Raw genomic sequence first — 20,411 nt, 5'->3', positions numbered from 1 at the left:
GTTAAGCGCTCACTGGCCGTTTGCGAGAAAAGAAATCTTTAATATTCCCCTGATAGAAAACCAGAATATTCCCAACAATAACCAAAACCACACCAGCTAAAGCAACCAGACTCCACTCATAGCCTTCATAAACAGTGGATATTCCCAAGGCAACCAGCGGGAACAGCACTGTTGAATATGCTGCCTTTTGAGGGCCGATACGCCCAACCAGCAAAAGATAACAACTGAAGGCTATGACCGAGCCAGGAATCGCCAGATAAAACAAACTACCGAGGTAGCTTACTTCTGTGCTGATGGTAAACGGAACGCCTTGCAGGAAAGTCCAGGTTGCCAGCATTCCTGCACCATAAAGCATGCCCCAGGCATTTACGCTGAAAACAGAAAGCCCTTGCTTTTGCTGTTTTGCACTGAGCATATTGCCGAATGAGAAGCACAAAGTTCCGGCAGCGGCTAAGCCCATTCCCAACAATGTTTGGTGTATTTCACTGGCGACAGAAAGGTCTTGCCAGAACAGGAAGAACACACCGGTAATTCCCAGAGCTGCACCAACAATTAAACGCAGTGTGGGTTTGTGACGGTAGAACAGGTAACCGTTGATCATGTTCATCACGGTTGCCATTGAGAAAATCACAGAGCTTAAACCACTGACTATGTACTGGGTGGCACTGTAAAAGAACACAAAGTTCACGCTGAACAGCAGAACACCCAGCATCAAACAGCTGGCGTGTTGTTGCAGTGTCATCTTCTGGAGTTTGCCGGTGAGCTTGAGAGCAAGCATCAGCACGCAGCCCGCGATAAGAAAGCGATAAAAAATAGATGCGCTGATGGCCACTTCACCCAGCTGAAGCTTGATGGCAATCCACGTGGTTCCCCAGATCAGCACAGTGGCCGCATACAGCATTAGATTCATAGTCAATACTCCAGACTTTAATGGGCTATGGCTGCAGTATCTGGCCTTTTGATTATGGCTTCTTACAGATTCCTGCTAATTCATTCAGTTTTTATAGAATCTTGCGGTTGGTCTTGGTTCCGCAGGTGTTATTCAGGCCAACTTTAGGCACTATGAGCTGTATCCGCACAAAGTAGAGATAAATATAAAGAATCAGAGGGCGCTATGATTGAGCAGGCTTACGGGAACATAGGTGATACAGAGGTTTTTCAGGATCTCGCAGACTCACGTGCCCGCCTGCTAAACAGCATTACTCTTAAAGATGCTCTTGGTTTTGCGTTTTGGGCCAATGATGTTGATGAGGTGAGTTATACCCAGCCACAACACCACACCCTGAGTTGCTATGTGTCTGGCGGGTACAAAATGAACCGGGTGATCGGTTCTGAAGTCGCCAATGGTGGCGCGCCCGAAAAACTCTGCCTTATGCCTTCCGGGCAGGAGTATGTCTGGAAAGTAAACGACGAAATCCGCCTTCTTCACTTTTACTTTTCTGACCAGGATCTTGGCGAGCTTGGGGAAAAAGTCTGGGATAAGTCTGCAAATCATTTGTCGCTGGATGACAAAACTTTTCTGGAAGACCCTTATCTGGCAACCATCTTTCTGCAAATGGTGAATGTTCTGGATTGGCAGGATAAAGCTGATCAGATTTCCCTTCAAAGCAGCAGCCAGATGCTGATGATTCATCTGCTTAAACATCACTGTTCCCGATCTTTTCAGCAGCCGAAGATAACCGGTGGTTTAACAAACTATCAGGTGAGAAGAGTTCAGGAATATGTTGTTGAGCACCTTGGGGCTGAGCTGTCTCTGACAAGTTTGGCGGAACAAACAGGGTTGAGTGAATACCACTTCGCCAGAATGTTTAAAGAAACCACGGGGTTAACGCCTCACCAGTTTGTTACCCGCGAAAGAATCAATAAAAGCAAAGAGCTGATTGGTAACGGTGAAAGTCTGGCTAATGTTGCTCTGCAGGTTGGCTTTTCCAGCCAGAGCCATTTTTCTACCCGCTTTCGTCAGATGATGGATGTGTCACCTGCGCAATACAGAAAATCAGTGTTCAAATAATAAGGACAGGATTTATGGCTAACGAACCGATGAAAGGAAGCTGTCTTTGTGGTGCTATTGAAGTAAAAGCTGCCAAAGCCAGCAAACACATGAGTGCCTGCCATTGTGGGATGTGCAGAAAGTGGGGCGGAGGGCCTTACTTCTCGGTGAATTGTGGTGATGATGTTGTTTTTGATGGGGAAGAGAATGTTTCCACTTTTGCCTCATCGGAATGGGCTGAGCGAGGCTTTTGCCGAACCTGTGGAACGCATTTGTTTTATCGTTACCCGGCCGGTGAAAAGATGATGTATATGATGCCGGCGGGTTTGTTTGCAGATAATGATTTTGAACTGAACCTGCAGATTTTCATTGACAGAAAACCTGCAGGTTATGAGTTTGGTAATCAAACCAAAGAAATGACGGAAGCTGAAGTTATCGAAGCTTTCTCATCAGGTCAGTGAAAACTAAAAACTGCTGTTTATCTTTTAAGCCAGGTATTTTCATAAAGTTGCATAGCAGATTACTTAACTGAAAACGTCACCTTGCCCATAGGTTACTTATTCCATAACCAGTCTGTGACGAAGGCGCTTATGGGCGATACCCACCGCAACAATCGAGAGGGTTCCAATCAGCACCGGTGAAACCAAGAAGCCCCAGCTTTCACCAGCAAGCATGATCAGAATCGGGTTAGCTCCTGCAGGTGGATGAGTGGTTTTTGTTACCAGCATGCCGGTAATGGCTATGCCTGTGGCCACTGCAAGAGTGAAAGGGGTTACACCAATAAACTGGGAAAAAACTATACCGACAAACGCTGTAAGCAGATGTCCTAGAATGACGTTCTTAGGTTGTGCCAAAGGGCTTTCTGGTACACCAAACACCAGAACAGCAGAGGCTCCAAAGGGTGCCATGAGTAAAACGAAGTTAGAACTCGCAGTATCGGCAAAGGCCAGAACACCTATTGCCAAGGTTGCACCAAGGCCGGCGAACACGGACAGAATCAAATCTTTCATATCTCTTACCCTTTGGTAGACAGACTTGTCTACTTTTGGTGCAAAGGATAGACAAGTTGGTCTCCCCTTGTCAAAGTTATATGCTGAAAAGAGGTAAGGTATGACCGACAAGCGAACGCTATTAATCGAAGCGGCCCTGAAACTGTTCTATGAGAAAGGGGTTAACTCTGTTGGGATCAACGAGGTTCTGAAAGACTCAGGAGTGGCTAAAAAAACCCTCTATAACCACTTCTCCAGCAAAGATGACTTGATACTTGCTGCGCTGGAAGCTCGGGATGAAAGGTTCTTTTCCTGGCTGCGCGCTGAACTGGATAAGACCCAGAATGATGAAGAGATTATCCGCACACTGTTCGAGTCTTTAACCCGCTGGTTTAAGGATAAAACCGGTACTCTGTTGCCATTTCGGGGATGCTTTTTTATTAATACCGCTATTGAGAAAGACGACACCTGTAAGGATATTTTGCTGTTCTGCAAAGCGCACAAAAATCAGGTTCGAGCACTGTTAAAGGAAAAACTTACCAATAAAAGCGAAAAACTTCTGGATGCACTTTGCATACTCAAAGAGGGAGCGATAGTGACGGCCTATGTTTCTAAAGACAGTGATGCTGCCGAGAAGTGTATTCCTCTGGCTCTGGGAATCTTATCTATGTCAGAAGTTGGCACAGTGTAACTGTCAGCTCTGTTAGTGATTTCTACCTTTTTTGTTCTGATGATAATTCTTTGGTTCCAGCCTTAAAGGCTGGCCATTAAGCCTTCCAAACACAGCGAGGGCGAAGATAAGGGATTATTTGAATGAATCAGTCCGTACCCATATCGCCACTGCAAAAGAGTCTCAGGTCAGACAGTTTTGAGAACCTGTCTGAGCTTGGTTTTCACAATGGAACGTCTCGTAAATCCAACCCTAAGAATTCCCTGAAAGCTTTTGGTCGGACTGTGTATCAGTATGGTCCTGTTTCCGTTGCCATTCTTGTCGGGGCTTTTATTGGCCGATACTTGAGGAGTTCTTTATCTGCCTGGGCCTGCACCGAGACAGAGGTTCTTGTCTCGCGGACGAATGCAGACTGCCGTCAGGAGTTTCTGGCAGACCCTATCTATTTATTCTCAGCGTGGGCGGTTGGTTTTGGCCTTGTGATGTTAACTGCAGAGTTGGGAAAGCGTTGTTACCGAAACTATGGTCGTTTAGTCACTACCGTGAGCAAGCGCTTGGGTTTCCGAAAAGAAAGATATAAACCTGTACCTCAGGGGCGAGGGTTTGCACAGATTCTGGCAGAGCGAAGTGAGTTCGCAGACAAGAAACGAAAAGAAGCTAACTCTCTTTTCGATAACCCCAGAGATGCTTACCGTGCCACTCTTTCCCGAATGCCGCGAGAACTTCTCGAGCAGGAAGCTCTCAGACTTTACGATCAAAACACACTGCTTATGTATGGCCCTCCTGAGCCTCACCCTGAGGAGATTTATGAACATGCACAGGCACATACGCACAGTCTTAAAGAGGCAAGGCAGGATTTTGAAAACGCACAGTACGCTGCAAAACTCTCTAAACTTTTAGGAAAGCCTATAAGCAGAGTGGCAAGGGTAAATTTTCCTGAAAAGGGTATACCTGTAAAAACAGACTGGCCAAACCCTTGGGAGGAACCTCCTTATCCTCCCAGAGTTGCGAATGGTTTTCTCTATCGTGCTGTTGATTTTAGTGACTTAGAATCTGGCTCAGGAACAGCTTGGTGCGATCCGACTGAGGATTGTTAAAGAACGGCTCTGGTGCATTCTCTTCAATAATCTGTCCACCATCCATAAAGATCACCCGGTTCGCCACGGTACGGGCAAAACCCATCTCGTGGGTTACGCAGATCATGGTCATACCTTCCTGTGCCAGCTCGATCATTACGTCCAGCACTTCCTTGATCATTTCCGGATCAAGGGCTGACGTAGGTTCATCGAACAGCATCACTTCAGGATTCATACACAGGCTGCGGGCAATCGCTACACGCTGTTGCTGACCACCGGAAAGCTGACCGGGAAACTTGTTTGCCTGATCTGGAATCTTTACTCGCTCCAGATACTTCATGGCAATCTCTTCCGCTTCCTTCTTGGGCATTTTGCGAACCCAGATCGGAGCCAGAGTACAGTTCTCCAGAACGGTCAGATGTGGAAAGAGATTGAAGTGCTGGAACACCATGCCCACATCTTTGCGGATGTGTTCGATGTTTTTCAGGTCGTTGGTCAGCGTTACACCGTTCACATCAATGATGCCTTCCTGGTGCTCTTCCAGGCGGTTGATGCAACGGATCATGGTGGACTTACCGGAGCCGGAAGGTCCGCAGACAACAATGCGCTCACCCTTCTTTACGGTCAGGTTGATGTCTTTGAGAACGTGAAAATCGCCATACCATTTGTTTACGCCTTTCAGCTCAATCATGGTCTCGGCGCCAGCGAGTTTCTCAATGGACACGCTCTGCTGGGTTTGTTCTTCGGCTTTTTCTGCTACGTCTGCTTGCATATCAAAACCCTGTAATTGTTATTTGTGTATTTGTTGTTATGTGCTTCTAATTTTTATGGCCTGTATCCAGCTTCCGTTCCAGAGCCATGCTGTAACGAGACATTCCAAAGCAGAATATCCAGAAAACAAATCCGGTAAAGACAAAGGCTTCAATGGAAATATTGGGCCAGTTTACATCGGTAATACCCGCCTGCATAACTGCAAGAAGGTCGAACAGGCCAATAATGAGTACAAGACTGGTGTCTTTAAATAGCTGAACAAAGGTGTTCACAATTCCGGGAATGGAAATCTTTAGAACCTGCGGCATGATAATCAGGCGCATACCCTGCCAGTAGCTCAGTCCCATCGCATCTGCAGCCTCGTACTGACCTTTCGGCATCGCCTGCAAACCACCACGAATAACTTCGGCTATCAGTGCAGCTTCAAACAGGCTGATACCAATCATAGCTCGCACCAGCTTATCCATTTCGATATCACCGGGTACAAACAAAGGCAGCATTACCGAGGCCATAAACAGAATGGTGATCAGCGGAACACCACGCCAGACTTCGATGAAGATGGTGCAGAAAGAACTGATGGCGGGCATATCTGAACGGCGACCCAGTGCCAGCAAAACACCAACCGGAAGTGCGATCACCATACCCACCAGTGATAGCACCAGAGTCAGCATTAAGCCGCCCCACTTATGGGTCTCTACAACCTCTAAGCCAAAACCACCGTAAAGCAGCAGGAAACTGGTGGCTGGGAAGCCTGTCAGGAACCAGATACCACCCCAGTTACGCTTGGGCATTTTGTCCCACAGTACCCAAACTAGAACGGCGGTCATCTCTACAAAGAAGATGTTTACCCGCCAGAGTTCAGAGTCCGGGTAGAAGCCATACATAAACTGCTGGAAGCGTGCGGATACAAATACCCAGCATGCGCCTTCACTGGTGCAGGCATCTTTGGTTGAACCAATCAGATCCGCTTCAAGTACTGCCCACTGGAACAATGGAGGAATCGTCCAGGCCAGAAATGCCAGCCCCAGCAAAGTCATCACACTGTTGCCGGGTGTGGAAAACAGGTTTGCTCTTAACCAGCCGATCAACCCTCGGCTGGAAGCCGGTGCCAGGCGATCTGGAATAGTTTTGTCGTTGACTATCATTGTTCTGCTCCGCCCTTACCTTTCAACCAGCGCCATGCGCTTGTTAAACCAGTTCATAAACAGGGAAACCAACAGGTTCATGGTGAGATAAACGGCCATGGTCATGGCGATAATCTCAATAGCCTGTCCGGTCTGGTTGAGGGTTGTACCCATAAACACATTCACAAGCTCCGGGTAACCAATGGCAGTGGCCAGAGAGGAGTTCTTGATCAGGTTCATGTAGTTGGTGGCAAGAGGTGGAATTACGATACGCATGGCTTGCGGAATAACAACCAGACGCATGGTCTGCCCTTCACTCAGGCCAAGAGCGCCGGAAGCTTCCCTCTGGCCTTTGTTAATCGCTTCAATACCGGCTCGTACGTTCTCGGCAATATACGACGCCGTGTAGAAGGTCAGGCCAAGCAGCAGTGCCATAAGTTCTGGCATCACTGTTAAACCACCACGGAAATTGAAGCCTTTCAGGACTGGTAGCTCCAGAGATATGGGTTGCCCTGCTGCTGCCCATGCCAAAACGGGCAGAGTCACCATCAATGCAAGACCCGCGCGAAATGCTGGGAATGTTTGGCCGGTTTTAATCTGACGCTGTTTTGCCCAGTGGGAAACACCAAAAGCCAGTACTGCAGCAATAGCTAGAGCGGCAAGAATAATTGATGAGCCTTCTTCGAAAACGGGTGAAGGAATATAAAAGCCCCGAAGATTCAGGAAAACAGATTCACCCAGTGAGATGCTCTGCCGTGGAGATGGCAGTACCCGCAGTACGGCGATATACCAGAACAGGATTTGCAGCAGAACAGGGATGTTTCGGAAGATTTCAACATAGGCAGTAGACAGTTTTGCAATCAGCCAGTTACTGGACAGTCGTCCGATACCAACCAGAAACCCAACAACTGTAGACAGAATAACGCCCAGCACGGCAACCAGCGCTGTGTTCAGCAGGCCAACAATAAACGTTTTGCCAAAGGTGTGGGTTTCGTCATATTCCACCAGACTCTGGATAATGCCAAAACCGGCTTCCTGACTGAGGAAGTCAAAGCCCGTGGTGATACCACGCTGCTCTAAGTTGTTTGTGGTGTTGGTGATAATGGTGGAGATAAGGAAAACCAGAAGCCCGATAAAGAACAGCTGAAAAAGAACGCTGCGGACTCTGGGGTCATACCAGAAACGTAAAGCTCCCGGTTTCTCGGCATGTGCGGAGTGGGTATTGTTTTCAGACACGTTAAACCTGCCTTGGAAATTCTTTTATCAGAAGGTGATGTCGCAGATTGGGTTAGCCTCATAGCGACGTAACCCAACCCACGCAGGCAGGAATTAACGGAAAGGAGGTGCGTAAACGATGCCGCCGTCTTTCCACAGTGCGTTGATACCACGCTTGATCAACAACGGAGACTTGGCGCCAACGTTGCGTTCAAAGACTTCATCGTAGTTACCAACCTGCTTAACGATCTGATAAGCAAAGTCGTCTGGCAGGTTCAGAGCCTTGCCACCAGGGCCGGTCTTACCAATGAAACGGGAAACGGCAGGATTGTCACCCTTCTTCTGAGTTTCGATGTTGGTGGAAGTCAGTCCCAGCTCTTCACCGTTAACCAGTGCGTACAAAGACCATTTGGCAATGTTCAGCCACTGGTCATCACCCTGGCGTACAACAGGGCCCAGAGGCTCCTTGGAAATGATTTCTGGCAGAACGACAGCATCACCTGGCTTGGCCAGCTTGGTGCGCAGAGCGTACAGCTGAGATTGGTCAGAAGTCAGCATGTCACAACGGCCAGCTTCGAAACCGGCAATAGTCTGGGCAGATGTATCAAATACCAGAGGCTGGTAAGTCATTTTGTTTTCGCGGAAGTAGTCCGCCATGTTCAGCTCGGTGGTGGTACCGGCCTGGATGCAGACAGTCGCGCCATCCAGTTCCTTAGCACTGCTTACGCCCAGGTTTTTGTTAACCATAAAGCCCTGACCATCGTAGTAGTTCACGCCTACGAAGTTCAGGCCAAGAGATGTGTCACGGGTCTGGGTCCAGGTGGTGTTACGGGACAGAACATCAATTTCACCAGACTGCAGAGCAGTGAAACGCTCTTTAGCGGTCAGGGGAACGTACTTAACTTTGGAAGCGTCGCCCAGAGTTGCAGCAGCCATGGCACGGCAAACATCAACATCAATACCGGTCCAGTTACCCTTCTCGTCAGGGCTGGAGAAACCTGGCAGACCTGTACTTACGCCACACTGCAGGTAGCCACGCTCTTTTACGCTGTCGAGAGTTGCGGCCTGAGTCAGGCCTGAGGCGGCAGTCAGCGCCAGAGCGGCACCTGCCAGCTTGATAGCTTTATTCATGGTTTCTGTCTCTTTGTTATTTATTGTTTGTAGTTATTTTATTGTCGGACTACTGCCAGACCGTACTTGTCTACAAAACAAGTACGGCAAAGCAAATTCGAGACCACTATTCCCACCTTTTTCAGAAATGCTGAAAGTCTTGGGAATAAACACCAGAGCTCCCCAACTCCGGGCTCTTTTATCCAGCCCCGTCGGCCTGATGTACAGGTTATGGGCAGATATAGAAACTTAATGTATCAACTTGGTGCGCAGGAGACCAAGGGTTTTTGTCAGGCTTTGGGGCGGGTGCCCCAAGTTTGAACGGTAAGAGGGAGCAACAGGTCTGTTAGGGGGACTAACCGGAGAATCTCCATTTAGAAAAACTTATCCCTTGTATATGCGTCTCAGGAAGTAGCTGCTGGTTAACAGCAATGGAGCTATTGGCTTAAGCCATGGAATTGTAAAGAGCTAATGTACACTACGATAACAAGGAGATGTTTATGCAGGCTTCCCCTCGCCCTAATCAGGCCGTACTGGTCAGCCATGGTGTTGATCTGTTCAACCTTGGTACCAACCGTCAGCTCAGTCACTTCTACGTCTACGATGACACCGCCAAAGAGTGGCTGACTTATGAGCTGCCAAAGTTAAAGGGTCAGAAAGAAAGCTGTCCTCTTGTAAGTACCTGTTATGTGCACCCAGACGGAACGATTTATATCGGTGCTGCTGGCGGCATTCTTAACCGACTTACCCCTGTTGCTGGAGGCTATAAGCACAGCTATGCAGAGATTGCTGATGCTGAGCATGATGCTCCTGTGACCTTTACTGAAAACAGTGAACCGGTGAGGTTGCTGGCGAAGGGAAATACCCAACTTCTTGATCCACCGATCATGCGCAAGGTGAAAGGTGTGGACACACCGGGAACATTTTACCAGAGCTATAAAGAAAGAACCGAAGACTTCAGTATTCTGGTTGATATGGGGCTGGTATCTGAAGATAAGCACAAGAAAATTCTGGAGAAAAAGAAGTACAAGGTTCGCGGAGTTGAAACCAGTATCGAAGATGGGTTGAAGCTGCTTGGAACTCTGAAGAAAGGCTCCGATGAGTGGAAGATGGTTCTGGCAGACATGCTGTCGAAGGATGGCCCGCACAAGAGTGAAGTCATAGAGATATGGGAGCGTTATAACCGGGTTTACTCTGAAGGGAAGCGATCAGAATTACTGGCGGCTGCCGACAGATTGGTCCCGGGGCTTTCGCAAGTCTGGGATCAGCTTCTTTACACTTTCGATTGCAAGAAACAAGAGTGGAAATGGAAGATCTATGATGAGCGCCTGCCTATTCATCGGGTAAACATTTCAGAAATTCCGGGCGATGATGATCAGATGATTGTTTCCATGATGGGGCGAGTATTCCGTATGGAGCACAATGGTCAGCTGAATTACATCGGAACGCTTCCACAGGAAGGTAACCGCCCGGTTGATGTACGTGATCTGGTTGCACTGGATAAGAACACGTTTGTTGTTGGCGATATGGGGGCTGACGATGCCACGGGTTATCCAGAGAAAATGGCTAAAGAAGATTATCCACAAACACCCGCCAAGTATGACTCCTTTCGCGTTGTTGTATGTACCCCGGGAACAAAAGAGATTGTTCATAAACCTGATATGACCAAAGAGCTGGTAACGCAGGTTAAGCCTTACTGGAATACAGAAACCCCAAGAGTGAAAGCACTGCTGGCAGGTAAGAGAATGGTTGTGTCTCCGACTGACACCGAAACCACGCTTCATGTGCGTACTAAACATGCTGATGCGGATCTGGTATCGATGAAGGTTCATTGGAACGGTCGTGTGTTAACCGCATCGGAGGGAGCAAAGGAAGAACACTCCAATACTTTAAACAACGAACGCATGAGCCGCCCGGGTGGAATGCCTCTGACTGGTAGAGAGGCTGAAGATAATCTTCGGCTTCTTCCTGCTCAGATAAAAGGTGGCGCAACGATAGAAGGTGCACAAAACCTTGGTTACCACACAGGAAAGAAAATGCTGGAGGATACGCCAGATGCACTTCCTTACTCTTCTCACGGTACCGGAGGAGTGTATGTTCGCCTGGCGAGCATGGAATAAACCGGTGGAATAAAAAAAGCCCTCATTAACGAAACGTTAGTGCGGGCTTTTTTATGAGCGGACTTTACTGGAAGTACTGGACCAACCCATCCAGCAACATTTGCACAGCCAGCATAACCAGAATCATACCCATCAGGCGCTCAATCGCCATAAGGCCTCTGTCGCCCAGAATTTTATACAAAGGTTTGCAGAACATAAGAATGGCGGAAGACGCCACCCAGGCGCCAACGGCCGCAATCGTCCAGTCAGCAAGCATATCTGGCTGTCGGTTTGCCAGCAGCATCAGGGAAGCCAGCAGAGAAGGGCCCGCCACCAAAGGTGTGGCCAAAGGCACTATAAATGGTTCATGTTTGAGCGCCTCATCGTGAGATCCATTGCCTGATGGGAAGATCATCCGGATAGCGATGATAAACAGAATAATACCACCGGAAATGCTGACGGCTTCTGGGCGAAGATGCATAGCATCCAGAATGGCCTGACCAGCAAACAGGAAAATCATCATTATAAGCAGGGCTATTAATAGCTCCCGGATAAGAACCTTGTTGCGACGTTCTTCCGGAACTGACTTAAGAATGGACATAAACACGGGCAGGTTGCCCAGAGGGTCCATGATCAGAAACAGCGTCAGTGCTGCGCTCCAGATCTCCATTATTTTTAATCCGTTTTTATAAAGGTGAGGCAGGGATTTGCAGAAGCCGCATTGTGCCTTAAGTGCCCTTATTTGTAGATATCAGATTTTGGTCAGTATCACTAACAATGCTGATACTGCGGGAACCCGATAATTATTGGCCGGTCTACTTTTTTAACCCTATAAGGAAACTCGCTTCACTCTATGGATAAGGAGAAGTTCTATGCCTGTCGATAATCCAGATATTCATGCAACTCAAGCCCCTCACACGGCCTCCTATGAAACAGAAGCTGTGATGGTTGCTGTTAGCAGTGGCGTGGAGCTCTACAACTTGAACAAGAACCGCCAGATCAGCTATTTCATGGTGTTTGATATAGTTGGTAGTCAGTGGTTGACCTATCAGCTGCCTGCACTTCACCTTCCTGATGGCACAGTGAGAGAAAGTCTGCCAATTGGTGGCGCTCCTGTATTCAGCAAAAAAGATGGCGTGATTTATATTGCCGCAGCTGGTGGAGTTTTGAATCGTTTAACTCCACGGGCGGACGGTGGATATGATCATCACTATGTGATTCTTGGTGATGAGTTTGCGGATTCTCATACTTTCCAGAAGAACACTCAGGAAGTAAAACTTCTGGCAAGAACTGCTTTTCAGAAAGGAACTCAAATCATTCACGACCCTGACCTTGATCAGGAAGATGGAAATAAAAAGAAATTCTTCCATAGCTTTGAGGACGCAAGAAAATCAGCATCCATGCGCAAATCTTTTGATATGTTGGTTGAGCGAGGTTTGATCAGTAAAGAATACAGCAAGAAATTGTGGCAGAAAGTTGTTGAGAAGTACGGCAATGAGTCCATGGATGGCGGCATGACAAAGCTGGTTGCTCTTAAGGATCAACAAGAATCTCCAGAATATAAAGCCCTTCTTAAGCTCATGCTCAAAAAAGACGGCCCTTCCAAAACCCTCGTGAAAGAACTCTGGAATGCGGATAAAAACAAGATAACCACGAAAAAGGAGGCTCTGGACGCAGCGGAAAGATTGCTTCCCGGGCTGTCACAAGCGTGGGATGGCAAGCCTTTGGAAGGAGATGATGGAGCCTACAAAATTAAGGCTGAGACTTTGCCAATGTACAAAGTCCGTATCTCTGACATTCCAGGTAATGAAGATGAGATGGTAGTAGCGGTTATGGGGAATATTTATCGTCTTGACCATGCGGCTATGACTCTAAAGAAAATTGGAGCTGTAAAACAGGAAGATGAAAGGCGTGTAGATACAACCAGCATTGTGGCTCTCAATAACACTACATTTATTGTTGGTGATATGGGTGTTCAGAAAACACTGAACGGCCCCAGAACACTGCAGGTTCTGGTTGATAAGGATGGTGGTGTAGCTACCGACGAGACGATGACTAAAACTCTTCTTAATAAACTGTCTACAAAGTGGACGACAGATGGAGAGTCAAACACCACTCCTCGGGTAAAGAGTGTATATGGTGCCACTTGTTACAGCGATGCTCCTGATATCTGTACTCATCTGTATGTGAGAACCAAGCATGCAGGTAACGATGTTGTTCGCATAACTCTGGAGCTGGAAAAAGGTGAGCTGACCACAAGAAGTCACTATGTACTTTCTCTTCCAGATACCTACAACAATGAGTATATGGTGGCGAGTGGAGATAGCTTGATGTATAGCCTTGAATCAGAAGACATTATGAGAACATTCAATGTCTATAACCGGGGTGGTGTTGAATTGTATAAACAAATAATCCTGGGAGAGTACAAGATTGAAGAAATCGATGAAGAGAACGCTAAAATTCAGCACAACAGGATTCTCCAAGTGCCTGATTTTATACCTTATACCGGTTATGGCTTGAGTGGTGTTAACGCCCGTTAAACTTTTAAAAGTCTGGTAAGCATTCAACCCGGATATTACGGGTTGAATGTCTGCCTGTTAATTTTGACCAGATGGTCATACTATGGGGCGAATTTTTAATTCACCCAAAAAAACGCTCTAACAATGACCTCGTCACCCTATACCAAAGACGTTATAAAAACCTGGTCAGAATTACACCGGGATAGCAGAGAACTTGCCTGGGAATTGCTTAAGAAAGCACCGGGAGATAATAAAAAATGGGAAGGCATAATTGCCGTTACTCGTGGAGGAATGATTCCTGCGGCCATTATTGCCCGTGAATTAAATATCCGCCTTATCGATACGCTCTGTATCTCCTGCTATGACGATCATCAGCAAGTTGGTGAGTTGAAAGTTATCAAAAACACCATGCTTGAAACTGACGGGCAGGGATATCTGGTTATTGATGATCTGGTTGATACTGGAACAACTCTTCGGGAAGTCAGAAGACTATTACCAGCCGCACATATTGCCACCCTTTATGTAAAACCTTCTGGGCAGGAGCTTGTTGATACTTCTGTTGATGAGTTTTCACAAGACACCTGGGTTCGGTTCCCATGGGATATGGAGCTGGGATACGCAAAACCTTTGGTTAATAGATAACCAAGGCAGAATCACTGCCACTATGAATAAATGCTGGTTATTTAGTGGCTTTCCGCAGTTCTATTGAAACGATAATTCCTGCTCCCTACAATTCGCGCGGCTCATTCAACTTTGTGTGTATTTTTTCAACGATACACACAAATATCTCTCTTTTAAGGCTTTATCCAATGGCTACCAGCAGCGCAAATTCTGCCCCACTCGGTCTGGCAGGTTTCGGTATGACAACAATTCTTCTCAATCTGCATAACGCAGGTTTTTTTGAGCTGAATGCAGTAATTCTCGCTATGGGTATCTGCTACGGTGGTTTGGCTCAGATTCTGGTTGGCATGATGGAATTCCGTAAGGGCAACACCTTCGGTACTGTTGCATTTACCTCTTACGGTCTGTTCTGGTGGTCTCTGGTTATGATTTGGACTCTGCCTGCACTGGGTCTGGCTGCTCCAGCATCCGCCGCGTTTGTTGGCTGGTACCTGCTGCTGTGGGGTATCTTCACTTCTTTCTTCTTCTTGGGAACCCTGACTGGCCCACGTATCGGCCAAATCGTTTTTGGTTCTCTGGCTATTCTGTTCTTCCTGCTGGCAGCTAAAGACTTTACCGGCAACCACGCTATTGGCGTTCTGGCTGGTTACGTTGGTATCTTCTGTGGTGCAAGCGCTCTGTACGAAGCTTTTGCTCTGGTACTGAACGAAAAGTATGGTCGTACTGTTATGCCTATCGGTGCACCACGTCCTGCACAGATGACTGGTCAGGCAGTTCCTGCATAGTTATTTGCAGAACGGAATGTAAAAACGGAGCCTCGCGCTCCGTTTTTTTATGCTCTCAATTAAGCGTTACCACTTGTCCTTATTTCTTCTCAGGGTTTCCCTGTTTATACCTTTCTTTTGGGTTGGAGTGTGCCCTCTCAGACGTTGATCATAAATAATCTTTTCGTCTTCCATTGTGTCTCGGATTTCTCTTCTCAGATCTTTGAAAAGGCGGGATTCATCTTTCATCAATCGAAGGTCTCTTCCCCTTTTGGTTCTGTTCACCTGAACCATCAGCTCTCTATCATCGACATCGAGCTGCTTCATATCATGCCTAAATGAAACAGAGCTTTTTGAACTGTCAGCCTCTGCAAAGCAGATATCTCTGGCAACTTCTTTAATAAGGAGGCTGTATTTACAGCGTTCTAGCAGGGAAATCCTTTCTGTTGTCAGTTCTGATCTGGTGAGCAAGTAATCATGAACTTTGGACAGATCATTAGTGTTAGCAAAACTCCGCAGGAATGTTTCCAGATCTTTGTCAGAAGAATCCAGCGCAGCCTTCACGGAATTGAAAAAATCTGGGTGCATGTTGTGTTGCCTTTTATCAAGGCGGGTCTGTGACTCTAATGGAGCTTTATCCCCTGTTTGGGAAATTGTGCCTTCTTTTTCCGGAGGAAAGGACACCTTGTAACGCTCCAGAGGTTTGGCTGGTTCAGGCACGGATGACGATGAACGACTGAAGAGCCTTCCTACTGCAGCTTTGGCCGTTGATAAACCTGCAAAGAACTTTTTACTCAAAGGCTGCTTGGTTGGCGGCGGCAAAGTTTCTTGCTGTTGAGCTGTTTTAACCGGCTGTCGCCCTGAGCGGTATACACCCATATAAATCTTCCTTGCGGCTATTTGCCTGAGCGGCTCTATACTTTTTAAGAATAACTATAGGGCACGGAGGCTCTTATGGATGCTCTTCTCAGTTCACCCAAGGAAGGTTTAATTTCTGAAACCAACCCTATGGGAACCGACGGCTTTGAGTTTGTTGAGTTCGCCGCGGCTGATCCCCATGAGCTGGAAATGCTGTTCTCCACTCTTGGTTTTAAAGCGATTGCGAAGCATCGTTCCCGTAATGTCACCTTGTGGCGTCAGGGGGAGATTAACTTTCTTATTAATGCCGAACGCTCCGGTTTTAGCCATGACTTTATGAACCGTCACGGCTCCTGCGCCTGCGCAATGGCCTTCCGTGTTGCGGATGCAAAGCACACCATGGAGCGCGCTTTAAAACTGGGCGCCAGCCCGCTGAAATCGCAAGCCAGTTATATGGAGCTGAATATTCCCGGTATTGAAGGCATTGGTGGCGCACATATCTATTTTGTTGATCGCTATGGCGACAAGGGTTCAATTTACGATGTGGATTTTGAACCTATAGATAATGTGAGTGATCAACATTCTGGCTTCGGCATGTATGAGATTGATCATCTCACCCACAATGTTTACCGGGGCAATATGAACCGGTGGGCAGCTTTTTATGAGCACTATTTTAACTTCAAACAAATTCGTTACTTCGACATAGAAGGCAAACTGACAGGCCTGAAGTCCCGGGCAATGACCAGCCCCTGCGGCAAAATTCGCATCCCCATTAACGAATCCTCCGATGACAACAGCCAGATTGAAGAGTTTCTCCAACAATACAAAGGGGAAGGTATTCAGCATATTGCCCTGAGTACAAATGATATTCAGAGAACTGTGAGTTCTTTAAGCAGTGCTGGGGTGAAGTTTATGTCTCCTCCTCCCGCCACTTATTACGACATGCTGGATGAACGATTACCCAATCATGGTGAGAATGTTGAGGAATTGAAGAGCAGGGGCATTCTTCTGGATGGTGATGACCACGGTGGCCTGCTTTTGCAGATATTCACTGACACAGTAATTGGCCCTATCTTCTTTGAGGTCATTCAGCGCAAAGGTGATGAAGGTTTTGGAGAGGGTAACTTCCAGGCTTTATTTGAGAGTATCGAAAGAGATCAGATAGAGCGGGGCGTGCTCGCCAATCAGGCTGCTCAGGTTCAGGGTGATCTTCTTCAGGGACAGCAGGCAGAGCAATAATGAAAGAGTCTTCTTACGTTGCCCGGGAACCGGATGCTGATGGTGTGATTCAGTACACCGAGCAGGAGCACGAAACCTGGGCAAAGCTTGTTGAGCAGCAGATAAACCTGATGCCCGAGCACGCGTGTCAGGAGTATCTGGATGGGTTGGAAAGGTTACACCTTCCTCACGACCATATTCCGCAGCTTGGTGAGCTGAATAAGGTTTTAACAGAAGCCACAGGCTGGCAGGTTGAGCGAGTTCCGGCACTGATTGATTTCGACAGGTTCTTTTCTTTGTTGGCGGATAAGAAGTTTCCGGTCGCGACCTTTATTCGCCGCCCCGAGCATATGGGATATTTGAAAGAGCCGGACATATTCCATGAGATATTCGGCCACTGCCCTCTGTTAACCAATCCTTCTTTTGCTGCATTTACCCACACCTATGGAAAGTTGGGTAAAGGGGCTACCCACGAACAACGGGTGTCTCTCGCAAGACTTTATTGGTTCACTGTGGAGTTTGGTTTGATCGATACTCCTGCCGGTTTACGTATTTATGGTGGAGGCATTCTTTCCAGCCCCAAAGAAACCAAGTGGAGCGTAGAAAGTATTGCTCCGAGGCGAGAAAAGTTTGATCCGGTTCTGGCGCTGCGAACACCATACCGTATCGATATTCTTCAGCCTTTGTACTACGTGATAGATAGAATGTCTGAGCTGAATGATCTCAGCAAACAGGACATTATGTTGATGGTGGCGGAAGCTCGCCAAACGGGTTTGCTGCCACCACTCTTTACCAACGACTGATGACAATAAGCAGGTGATGCCGTGAGTGAGTTATCAGAGTCCAAGTGTGCGCCCTGTGAAGCCCGGGCTGCACTGTTGAACGAACCTGAAATTGCAGAGTTGCTCAAACAGCTGCCGAAATGGCGTATGGAAAACAGAGGAGGAATTCTTCAGCTGGAAAGAGTTTTCCAATTCTCGAATTTTAAAAAAGCTCTGGCGTTTACTGATGCTGTTGGTGAACTGGCAGAAGCTGCAGGTCACCACCCTGCCCTTTTAACAGAGTGGGGAAAAGTTACCGTGACCTGGTGGAGCCACAGCATCAAAGGGCTGCATAAAAATGATTTCATTATGGCAGCCCGAACGGACAAGGCTTTTGAGGATTAGTTAGACCTGCGTTAAGGATTCAACGCAGTATAGAAACAACATTGGATGTTAAAAATGAATAATAAATATACTCACGGCCTTCCGGTTCGTGAGGGGGAGTCATCCCGGCAGGCTCATTGTGATCTGCCAAAGGGAACCTATGAAAGAGAGCTGGGCCGGGAAGGATTTTATGGCCCCGTTTCCCACATGCATCACAAGCACCCGCCAACAGGTTGGGAAAAGTGGGAAGGCCCGCTTCGCCCACATGCTTTTGATCTGAACAAACTTCACTCGGAAGCTATAAGTCCATGGTTGTCTGCTCCGCTTCTTTATAATCGGGATGTTCGCCTGCGTTTCTGGAAACTGTCACGGGATATGGAATATCTGGTGCGCAACAGTGATGGCGATGAACTGTTATTTGTTCATAACGGCACAGGTGATCTCTTTTGTGATTATGGACATTTGAGTTTTCGGGATGGGGATTACCTGCTGATTCCCCGGGGAACAGCATGGCGTGTCGAAACATCGGAGCCCTGTTCTTTTCTGATGATTGAAAATACCGATGGTTTGCTGTCTCTTCCCGATAAAGGGCTGGCTGGTTACAACGCTATTTTTGATCCCGCCTGTCTTGATCATCCAGAAATTAACGAACGCTTTCTTGGTCAGCAGGACGAAAACAGCTGGAAGATTTATGTAAAGCGTGAAGGCCATATTTCTAAAGTGACCTACCCGTTTAACCCTTTGGATGCTGTTGGCTGGCACGGTACCAATATGGTGTTGCGGATTAACTGGCGGGATATTCGGCCGATGATGAGCCACCGCTATCATCTGCCACCTTCTGTGCATTCTACCTTTGTTGGTTCCGGGCTGGTGGTTTGTACGTTTGTTCCCCGACCTGTGGAAACTGATACTGGTGCTCTCAAGGTTCCGTTCTTCCATAACAACGATGACTACGACGAAGTGTTGTTTTATCACCGGGGTAACTTCTTCAGTCGTGACAACATTGATGAAGGCATGATGACTTTCCATCCCTGTGGTTTCCCCCACGGCCCTCATCCCAAAGCATTGGAAAAGAGCTTGGCAAACCCTGCCACAGGAACTGATGAAGTGGCGGTTATGGTGGACTCCCGTCGTCCACTGAAAATGGTTGATACCCTGTGGCCGGTGGAAGATAAAAACTATGTTAACTCGTGGAAAACGTCAGAACTGTGTGAAGGAGAAACCAAATGAAACTGGGATCTCTGAAAGCGGGGCGAGACGGGCAACTGGTTGTTGTTTCTAAAGATCTTTCCCGGCTGGTGGCTGTATCTGATATTGCAGCAACTCTGCAGGAAGCACTGGATCATTGGGAAACAGCCGCACCTGCGCTGGAAAAAGTGTATGAAAGGCTGAATGCCGGAGATTACCCGGCAGCGGTGGATTATTCTCCAGAACTGTTTGCTGCGCCGCTACCCCGAGCTTATCAATGGCTGGATGGCAGTGCTTATGTGAATCATGTGGAACTGGTGCGCAAAGCTCGCGGCGCTGATATGCCGGAGTCTTTCTGGACTGACCCATTAATGTACCAAGGCGGTTCCGATCAAATGCTTGGTCCCTGTGATGATATTGAACTGGCCAGCGAAGATTGGGGGATAGATTTTGAAGCAGAAGTGGTTGTTGTCACTGGCGATGTGACCATGGGTGCATCGGAGAAAGAGGCTGAAAGTTCTATTCGATTACTGGGTTTGGTGAACGATGTTTCTCTTCGCAATTTAATTCCGGCAGAGCTTGGAAAGGGTTTTGGTTTTGTGCAGAGCAAGCCAGCCTCCAGCTTTTCTCCGGTCTTTGTAACACCGGATGAATTGGGTAAATACTGGAAGGGTGGAATGGTTCATCTGCCCTTGCTGGTTCACAGGGGTGAAGAGCTGTTTGGTCAGCCTGATTGCGCAACAGATATGACCTTTAACTTTCCCAAGCTGATTTCCCATGCTGCCAAGTCTCGTCATCTAGGCTCTGGAGCTATTATTGGTTCTGGCACCATTTCAAATAAAGATCGCAGTGTAGGTTCTTGTTGTATTGCTGAACGACGGATGCTGGAAACTCTTGAAAAAGGGCAGCCGAAAACCAGTTTTTTGAGTTTTGGAGAGAGCGTGCGGATCGAAATGTTAACGGACGCAAAGCAGTCGATTTTCGGTGCTATAGATCAGAAGGTTTCCAAAGTAGCTGAATAAAAATGTATAGCTTTTTATATAACCACCTCGTT

At 47.5% G+C, this 20,411-nt stretch carries 21 protein-coding genes; 13 read left to right on the top strand and 8 right to left on the bottom strand.

Going from position 1 to position 20,411, the window contains the following annotated elements; genetic code table 11:
* Position 1 precedes the first annotated feature (1 nt).
* Positions 2-910 (bottom strand): DMT family transporter, encoded by a 909-nt coding sequence (locus tag ACY2RR_RS15715; protein ID WP_490109117.1) that lies wholly within the window; start codon positions 908-910, stop codon positions 2-4.
* Between the two features lie 204 nt (positions 911-1,114).
* Here ACY2RR_RS15715 and ACY2RR_RS15710 point away from each other — a divergent pair, with 204 nt between their 5' ends.
* Together ACY2RR_RS15710 and ACY2RR_RS15705 are read left to right on the top strand one after the other, a co-directional pair.
* The gene (locus ACY2RR_RS15710) at positions 1,115-2,011 is read left to right on the top strand and encodes a helix-turn-helix domain-containing protein (protein ID WP_490109116.1); all 897 of its coding nucleotides are present in this window, start codon (positions 1,115-1,117) and stop codon (positions 2,009-2,011) included.
* 14 nt (positions 2,012-2,025) lie between these two features.
* The gene (locus ACY2RR_RS15705) at positions 2,026-2,451 is read left to right on the top strand and encodes a GFA family protein (RefSeq protein ID WP_490109115.1); all 426 of its coding nucleotides are present in this window, start codon (positions 2,026-2,028) and stop codon (positions 2,449-2,451) included.
* 96 nt (positions 2,452-2,547) lie between these two features.
* On the opposite strand, the gene ACY2RR_RS15700 is transcribed toward ACY2RR_RS15705, so the two are convergent.
* Positions 2,548-3,000: an HPP family protein gene (locus tag ACY2RR_RS15700; RefSeq protein ID WP_490109114.1), complete on the bottom strand. Its 453-nt coding sequence runs from the start codon at positions 2,998-3,000 to the stop codon at positions 2,548-2,550.
* A gap of 100 nt (positions 3,001-3,100) precedes the next feature.
* Between ACY2RR_RS15700 and ACY2RR_RS15695 the strand changes: the two genes are divergently transcribed.
* Both ACY2RR_RS15695 and ACY2RR_RS15690 read left to right on the top strand, forming a co-directional pair.
* The gene (locus ACY2RR_RS15695; RefSeq protein WP_490109113.1) at positions 3,101-3,670 is read left to right on the top strand and encodes a TetR/AcrR family transcriptional regulator; all 570 of its coding nucleotides are present in this window, start codon (positions 3,101-3,103) and stop codon (positions 3,668-3,670) included.
* A 122-nt stretch (positions 3,671-3,792) separates the two neighbouring features.
* Complete coding sequence (locus tag ACY2RR_RS15690; RefSeq protein WP_490109112.1) at positions 3,793-4,746, top strand: hypothetical protein; 954 nt, start codon at positions 3,793-3,795, stop codon at positions 4,744-4,746.
* Here ACY2RR_RS15690 and ACY2RR_RS15685 read toward each other — a convergent pair.
* The 4 genes from ACY2RR_RS15685 to ACY2RR_RS15670 all read right to left on the bottom strand — a co-directional run bounded on the left by ACY2RR_RS15685 (position 4,688) and on the right by ACY2RR_RS15670 (position 8,966).
* Entirely contained in the window at positions 4,688-5,416 is a 729-nt protein-coding gene (locus ACY2RR_RS15685) for an amino acid ABC transporter ATP-binding protein (protein ID WP_281645369.1), read from the bottom strand. The genes ACY2RR_RS15690 and ACY2RR_RS15685 overlap by 59 nt on opposite strands.
* Before the next feature lie 127 nt (positions 5,417-5,543).
* On the bottom strand, positions 5,544-6,641 hold the full coding sequence (locus tag ACY2RR_RS15680) for an amino acid ABC transporter permease (protein ID WP_490109111.1): 1,098 nt from the start codon (positions 6,639-6,641) through the stop codon (positions 5,544-5,546).
* Between the two features lie 15 nt (positions 6,642-6,656).
* Positions 6,657-7,856: an amino acid ABC transporter permease gene (locus ACY2RR_RS15675; RefSeq protein ID WP_490109110.1), complete on the bottom strand. Its 1,200-nt coding sequence runs from the start codon at positions 7,854-7,856 to the stop codon at positions 6,657-6,659.
* A gap of 93 nt (positions 7,857-7,949) precedes the next feature.
* Positions 7,950-8,966 (bottom strand): amino acid ABC transporter substrate-binding protein, encoded by a 1,017-nt coding sequence (locus ACY2RR_RS15670; protein WP_490109109.1) that lies wholly within the window; start codon positions 8,964-8,966, stop codon positions 7,950-7,952.
* A 479-nt stretch (positions 8,967-9,445) separates the two neighbouring features.
* Here ACY2RR_RS15670 and ACY2RR_RS15665 point away from each other — a divergent pair, with 479 nt between their 5' ends.
* On the top strand, positions 9,446-11,065 hold the full coding sequence (locus tag ACY2RR_RS15665) for a hypothetical protein (RefSeq protein WP_490109108.1): 1,620 nt from the start codon (positions 9,446-9,448) through the stop codon (positions 11,063-11,065).
* A gap of 64 nt (positions 11,066-11,129) precedes the next feature.
* Here ACY2RR_RS15665 and ACY2RR_RS15660 read toward each other — a convergent pair whose 3' ends face one another.
* A complete protein-coding gene (locus tag ACY2RR_RS15660) occupies positions 11,130-11,714 on the bottom strand; it encodes a YhgN family NAAT transporter (RefSeq protein ID WP_490109107.1) in 585 nt (194 codons plus the stop codon).
* A gap of 202 nt (positions 11,715-11,916) precedes the next feature.
* Between ACY2RR_RS15660 and ACY2RR_RS15655 the strand changes: the two genes are divergently transcribed.
* The 3 genes from ACY2RR_RS15655 to ACY2RR_RS15645 all read left to right on the top strand — a co-directional run bounded on the left by ACY2RR_RS15655 (position 11,917) and on the right by ACY2RR_RS15645 (position 14,969).
* Positions 11,917-13,584 (top strand): hypothetical protein, encoded by a 1,668-nt coding sequence (locus ACY2RR_RS15655; RefSeq protein WP_490109106.1) that lies wholly within the window; start codon positions 11,917-11,919, stop codon positions 13,582-13,584.
* A gap of 123 nt (positions 13,585-13,707) precedes the next feature.
* Positions 13,708-14,205 carry a xanthine phosphoribosyltransferase gene (gene gpt / locus ACY2RR_RS15650; RefSeq protein WP_490109105.1) on the top strand — a complete coding sequence of 166 codons (498 nt, stop codon included), beginning with the start codon at positions 13,708-13,710 and terminating at the stop codon, positions 14,203-14,205.
* 167 nt (positions 14,206-14,372) lie between these two features.
* A complete protein-coding gene (locus ACY2RR_RS15645; protein ID WP_490109104.1) occupies positions 14,373-14,969 on the top strand; it encodes an acetate uptake transporter in 597 nt (198 codons plus the stop codon).
* Positions 14,970-15,035: 66 nt separating this feature from the next.
* Here the strand turns inward: ACY2RR_RS15645 and ACY2RR_RS15640 are convergent, their stop codons facing one another.
* Entirely contained in the window at positions 15,036-15,827 is a 792-nt protein-coding gene (locus ACY2RR_RS15640) for a hypothetical protein (protein ID WP_490109103.1), read from the bottom strand.
* A 75-nt stretch (positions 15,828-15,902) separates the two neighbouring features.
* Between ACY2RR_RS15640 and hppD the strand changes: the two genes are divergently transcribed.
* The 5 genes from hppD to ACY2RR_RS15615 are packed head-to-tail and all read left to right on the top strand — an operon-like array spanning position 15,903 to position 20,379.
* Positions 15,903-17,045, top strand: coding sequence for a 4-hydroxyphenylpyruvate dioxygenase (gene hppD, locus ACY2RR_RS15635; RefSeq protein ID WP_490109102.1), 1,143 nt, complete (start codon positions 15,903-15,905; stop codon positions 17,043-17,045).
* Positions 17,045-17,827 (top strand): phenylalanine 4-monooxygenase, encoded by a 783-nt coding sequence (gene phhA / locus ACY2RR_RS15630; RefSeq protein WP_490109101.1) that lies wholly within the window; start codon positions 17,045-17,047, stop codon positions 17,825-17,827. The genes hppD and phhA overlap by 1 nt, the downstream gene beginning before the upstream one ends.
* A gap of 21 nt (positions 17,828-17,848) precedes the next feature.
* Positions 17,849-18,190, top strand: a complete 342-nt coding sequence (locus tag ACY2RR_RS15625; protein ID WP_490109100.1) for a 4a-hydroxytetrahydrobiopterin dehydratase — start codon at positions 17,849-17,851, stop codon at positions 18,188-18,190.
* Positions 18,191-18,244: 54 nt separating this feature from the next.
* Positions 18,245-19,399, top strand: coding sequence for a homogentisate 1,2-dioxygenase (locus ACY2RR_RS15620; protein ID WP_490109099.1), 1,155 nt, complete (start codon positions 18,245-18,247; stop codon positions 19,397-19,399).
* Entirely contained in the window at positions 19,396-20,379 is a 984-nt protein-coding gene (locus ACY2RR_RS15615; RefSeq protein ID WP_490109098.1) for a fumarylacetoacetate hydrolase family protein, read from the top strand. Before ACY2RR_RS15620 ends, ACY2RR_RS15615 begins: the two co-directional genes overlap by 4 nt.
* The last annotated feature ends 32 nt before the right edge of the window (positions 20,380-20,411 follow it).

It is taken from the genome of Parendozoicomonas sp. 2304DJ65-17 (genome assembly GCF_058148445.1).
Note: the sequence above shows the minus strand (reverse complement) of the source record. Positions and strands in the feature narration are given on the sequence as shown.

What these genes read in the sequence shown, in the direction of transcription:
- ACY2RR_RS15715 (WP_490109117.1), bottom strand. Translation starts at nt 910, where the DNA reads ATGAATCTAATGCTGTATGCGGCCACTGTGCTGATCTGGGGAACCACG.
- ACY2RR_RS15710 (WP_490109116.1), top strand. Translation starts at nt 1,115, where the DNA reads ATGATTGAGCAGGCTTACGGGAACATAGGTGATACAGAGGTTTTTCAG.
- ACY2RR_RS15705 (WP_490109115.1), top strand. Translation starts at nt 2,026, where the DNA reads ATGGCTAACGAACCGATGAAAGGAAGCTGTCTTTGTGGTGCTATTGAA.
- ACY2RR_RS15700 (WP_490109114.1), bottom strand. Translation starts at nt 3,000, where the DNA reads ATGAAAGATTTGATTCTGTCCGTGTTCGCCGGCCTTGGTGCAACCTTG.
- ACY2RR_RS15695 (WP_490109113.1), top strand. Translation starts at nt 3,101, where the DNA reads ATGACCGACAAGCGAACGCTATTAATCGAAGCGGCCCTGAAACTGTTC.
- ACY2RR_RS15690 (WP_490109112.1), top strand. Translation starts at nt 3,793, where the DNA reads ATGAATCAGTCCGTACCCATATCGCCACTGCAAAAGAGTCTCAGGTCA.
- ACY2RR_RS15685 (WP_281645369.1), bottom strand. Translation starts at nt 5,416, where the DNA reads ATGATTGAGCTGAAAGGCGTAAACAAATGGTATGGCGATTTTCACGTT.
- ACY2RR_RS15680 (WP_490109111.1), bottom strand. Translation starts at nt 6,641, where the DNA reads ATGATAGTCAACGACAAAACTATTCCAGATCGCCTGGCACCGGCTTCC.
- ACY2RR_RS15670 (WP_490109109.1), bottom strand. Translation starts at nt 8,966, where the DNA reads ATGAATAAAGCTATCAAGCTGGCAGGTGCCGCTCTGGCGCTGACTGCC.
- ACY2RR_RS15665 (WP_490109108.1), top strand. Translation starts at nt 9,446, where the DNA reads ATGCAGGCTTCCCCTCGCCCTAATCAGGCCGTACTGGTCAGCCATGGT.
- ACY2RR_RS15660 (WP_490109107.1), bottom strand. Translation starts at nt 11,714, where the DNA reads ATGGAGATCTGGAGCGCAGCACTGACGCTGTTTCTGATCATGGACCCT.
- ACY2RR_RS15655 (WP_490109106.1), top strand. Translation starts at nt 11,917, where the DNA reads ATGCCTGTCGATAATCCAGATATTCATGCAACTCAAGCCCCTCACACG.
- gpt (WP_490109105.1), top strand. Translation starts at nt 13,708, where the DNA reads ATGACCTCGTCACCCTATACCAAAGACGTTATAAAAACCTGGTCAGAA.
- ACY2RR_RS15645 (WP_490109104.1), top strand. Translation starts at nt 14,373, where the DNA reads ATGGCTACCAGCAGCGCAAATTCTGCCCCACTCGGTCTGGCAGGTTTC.
- ACY2RR_RS15640 (WP_490109103.1), bottom strand. Translation starts at nt 15,827, where the DNA reads ATGGGTGTATACCGCTCAGGGCGACAGCCGGTTAAAACAGCTCAACAG.
- hppD (WP_490109102.1), top strand. Translation starts at nt 15,903, where the DNA reads ATGGATGCTCTTCTCAGTTCACCCAAGGAAGGTTTAATTTCTGAAACC.
- phhA (WP_490109101.1), top strand. Translation starts at nt 17,045, where the DNA reads ATGAAAGAGTCTTCTTACGTTGCCCGGGAACCGGATGCTGATGGTGTG.
- ACY2RR_RS15620 (WP_490109099.1), top strand. Translation starts at nt 18,245, where the DNA reads ATGAATAATAAATATACTCACGGCCTTCCGGTTCGTGAGGGGGAGTCA.
- ACY2RR_RS15615 (WP_490109098.1), top strand. Translation starts at nt 19,396, where the DNA reads ATGAAACTGGGATCTCTGAAAGCGGGGCGAGACGGGCAACTGGTTGTT.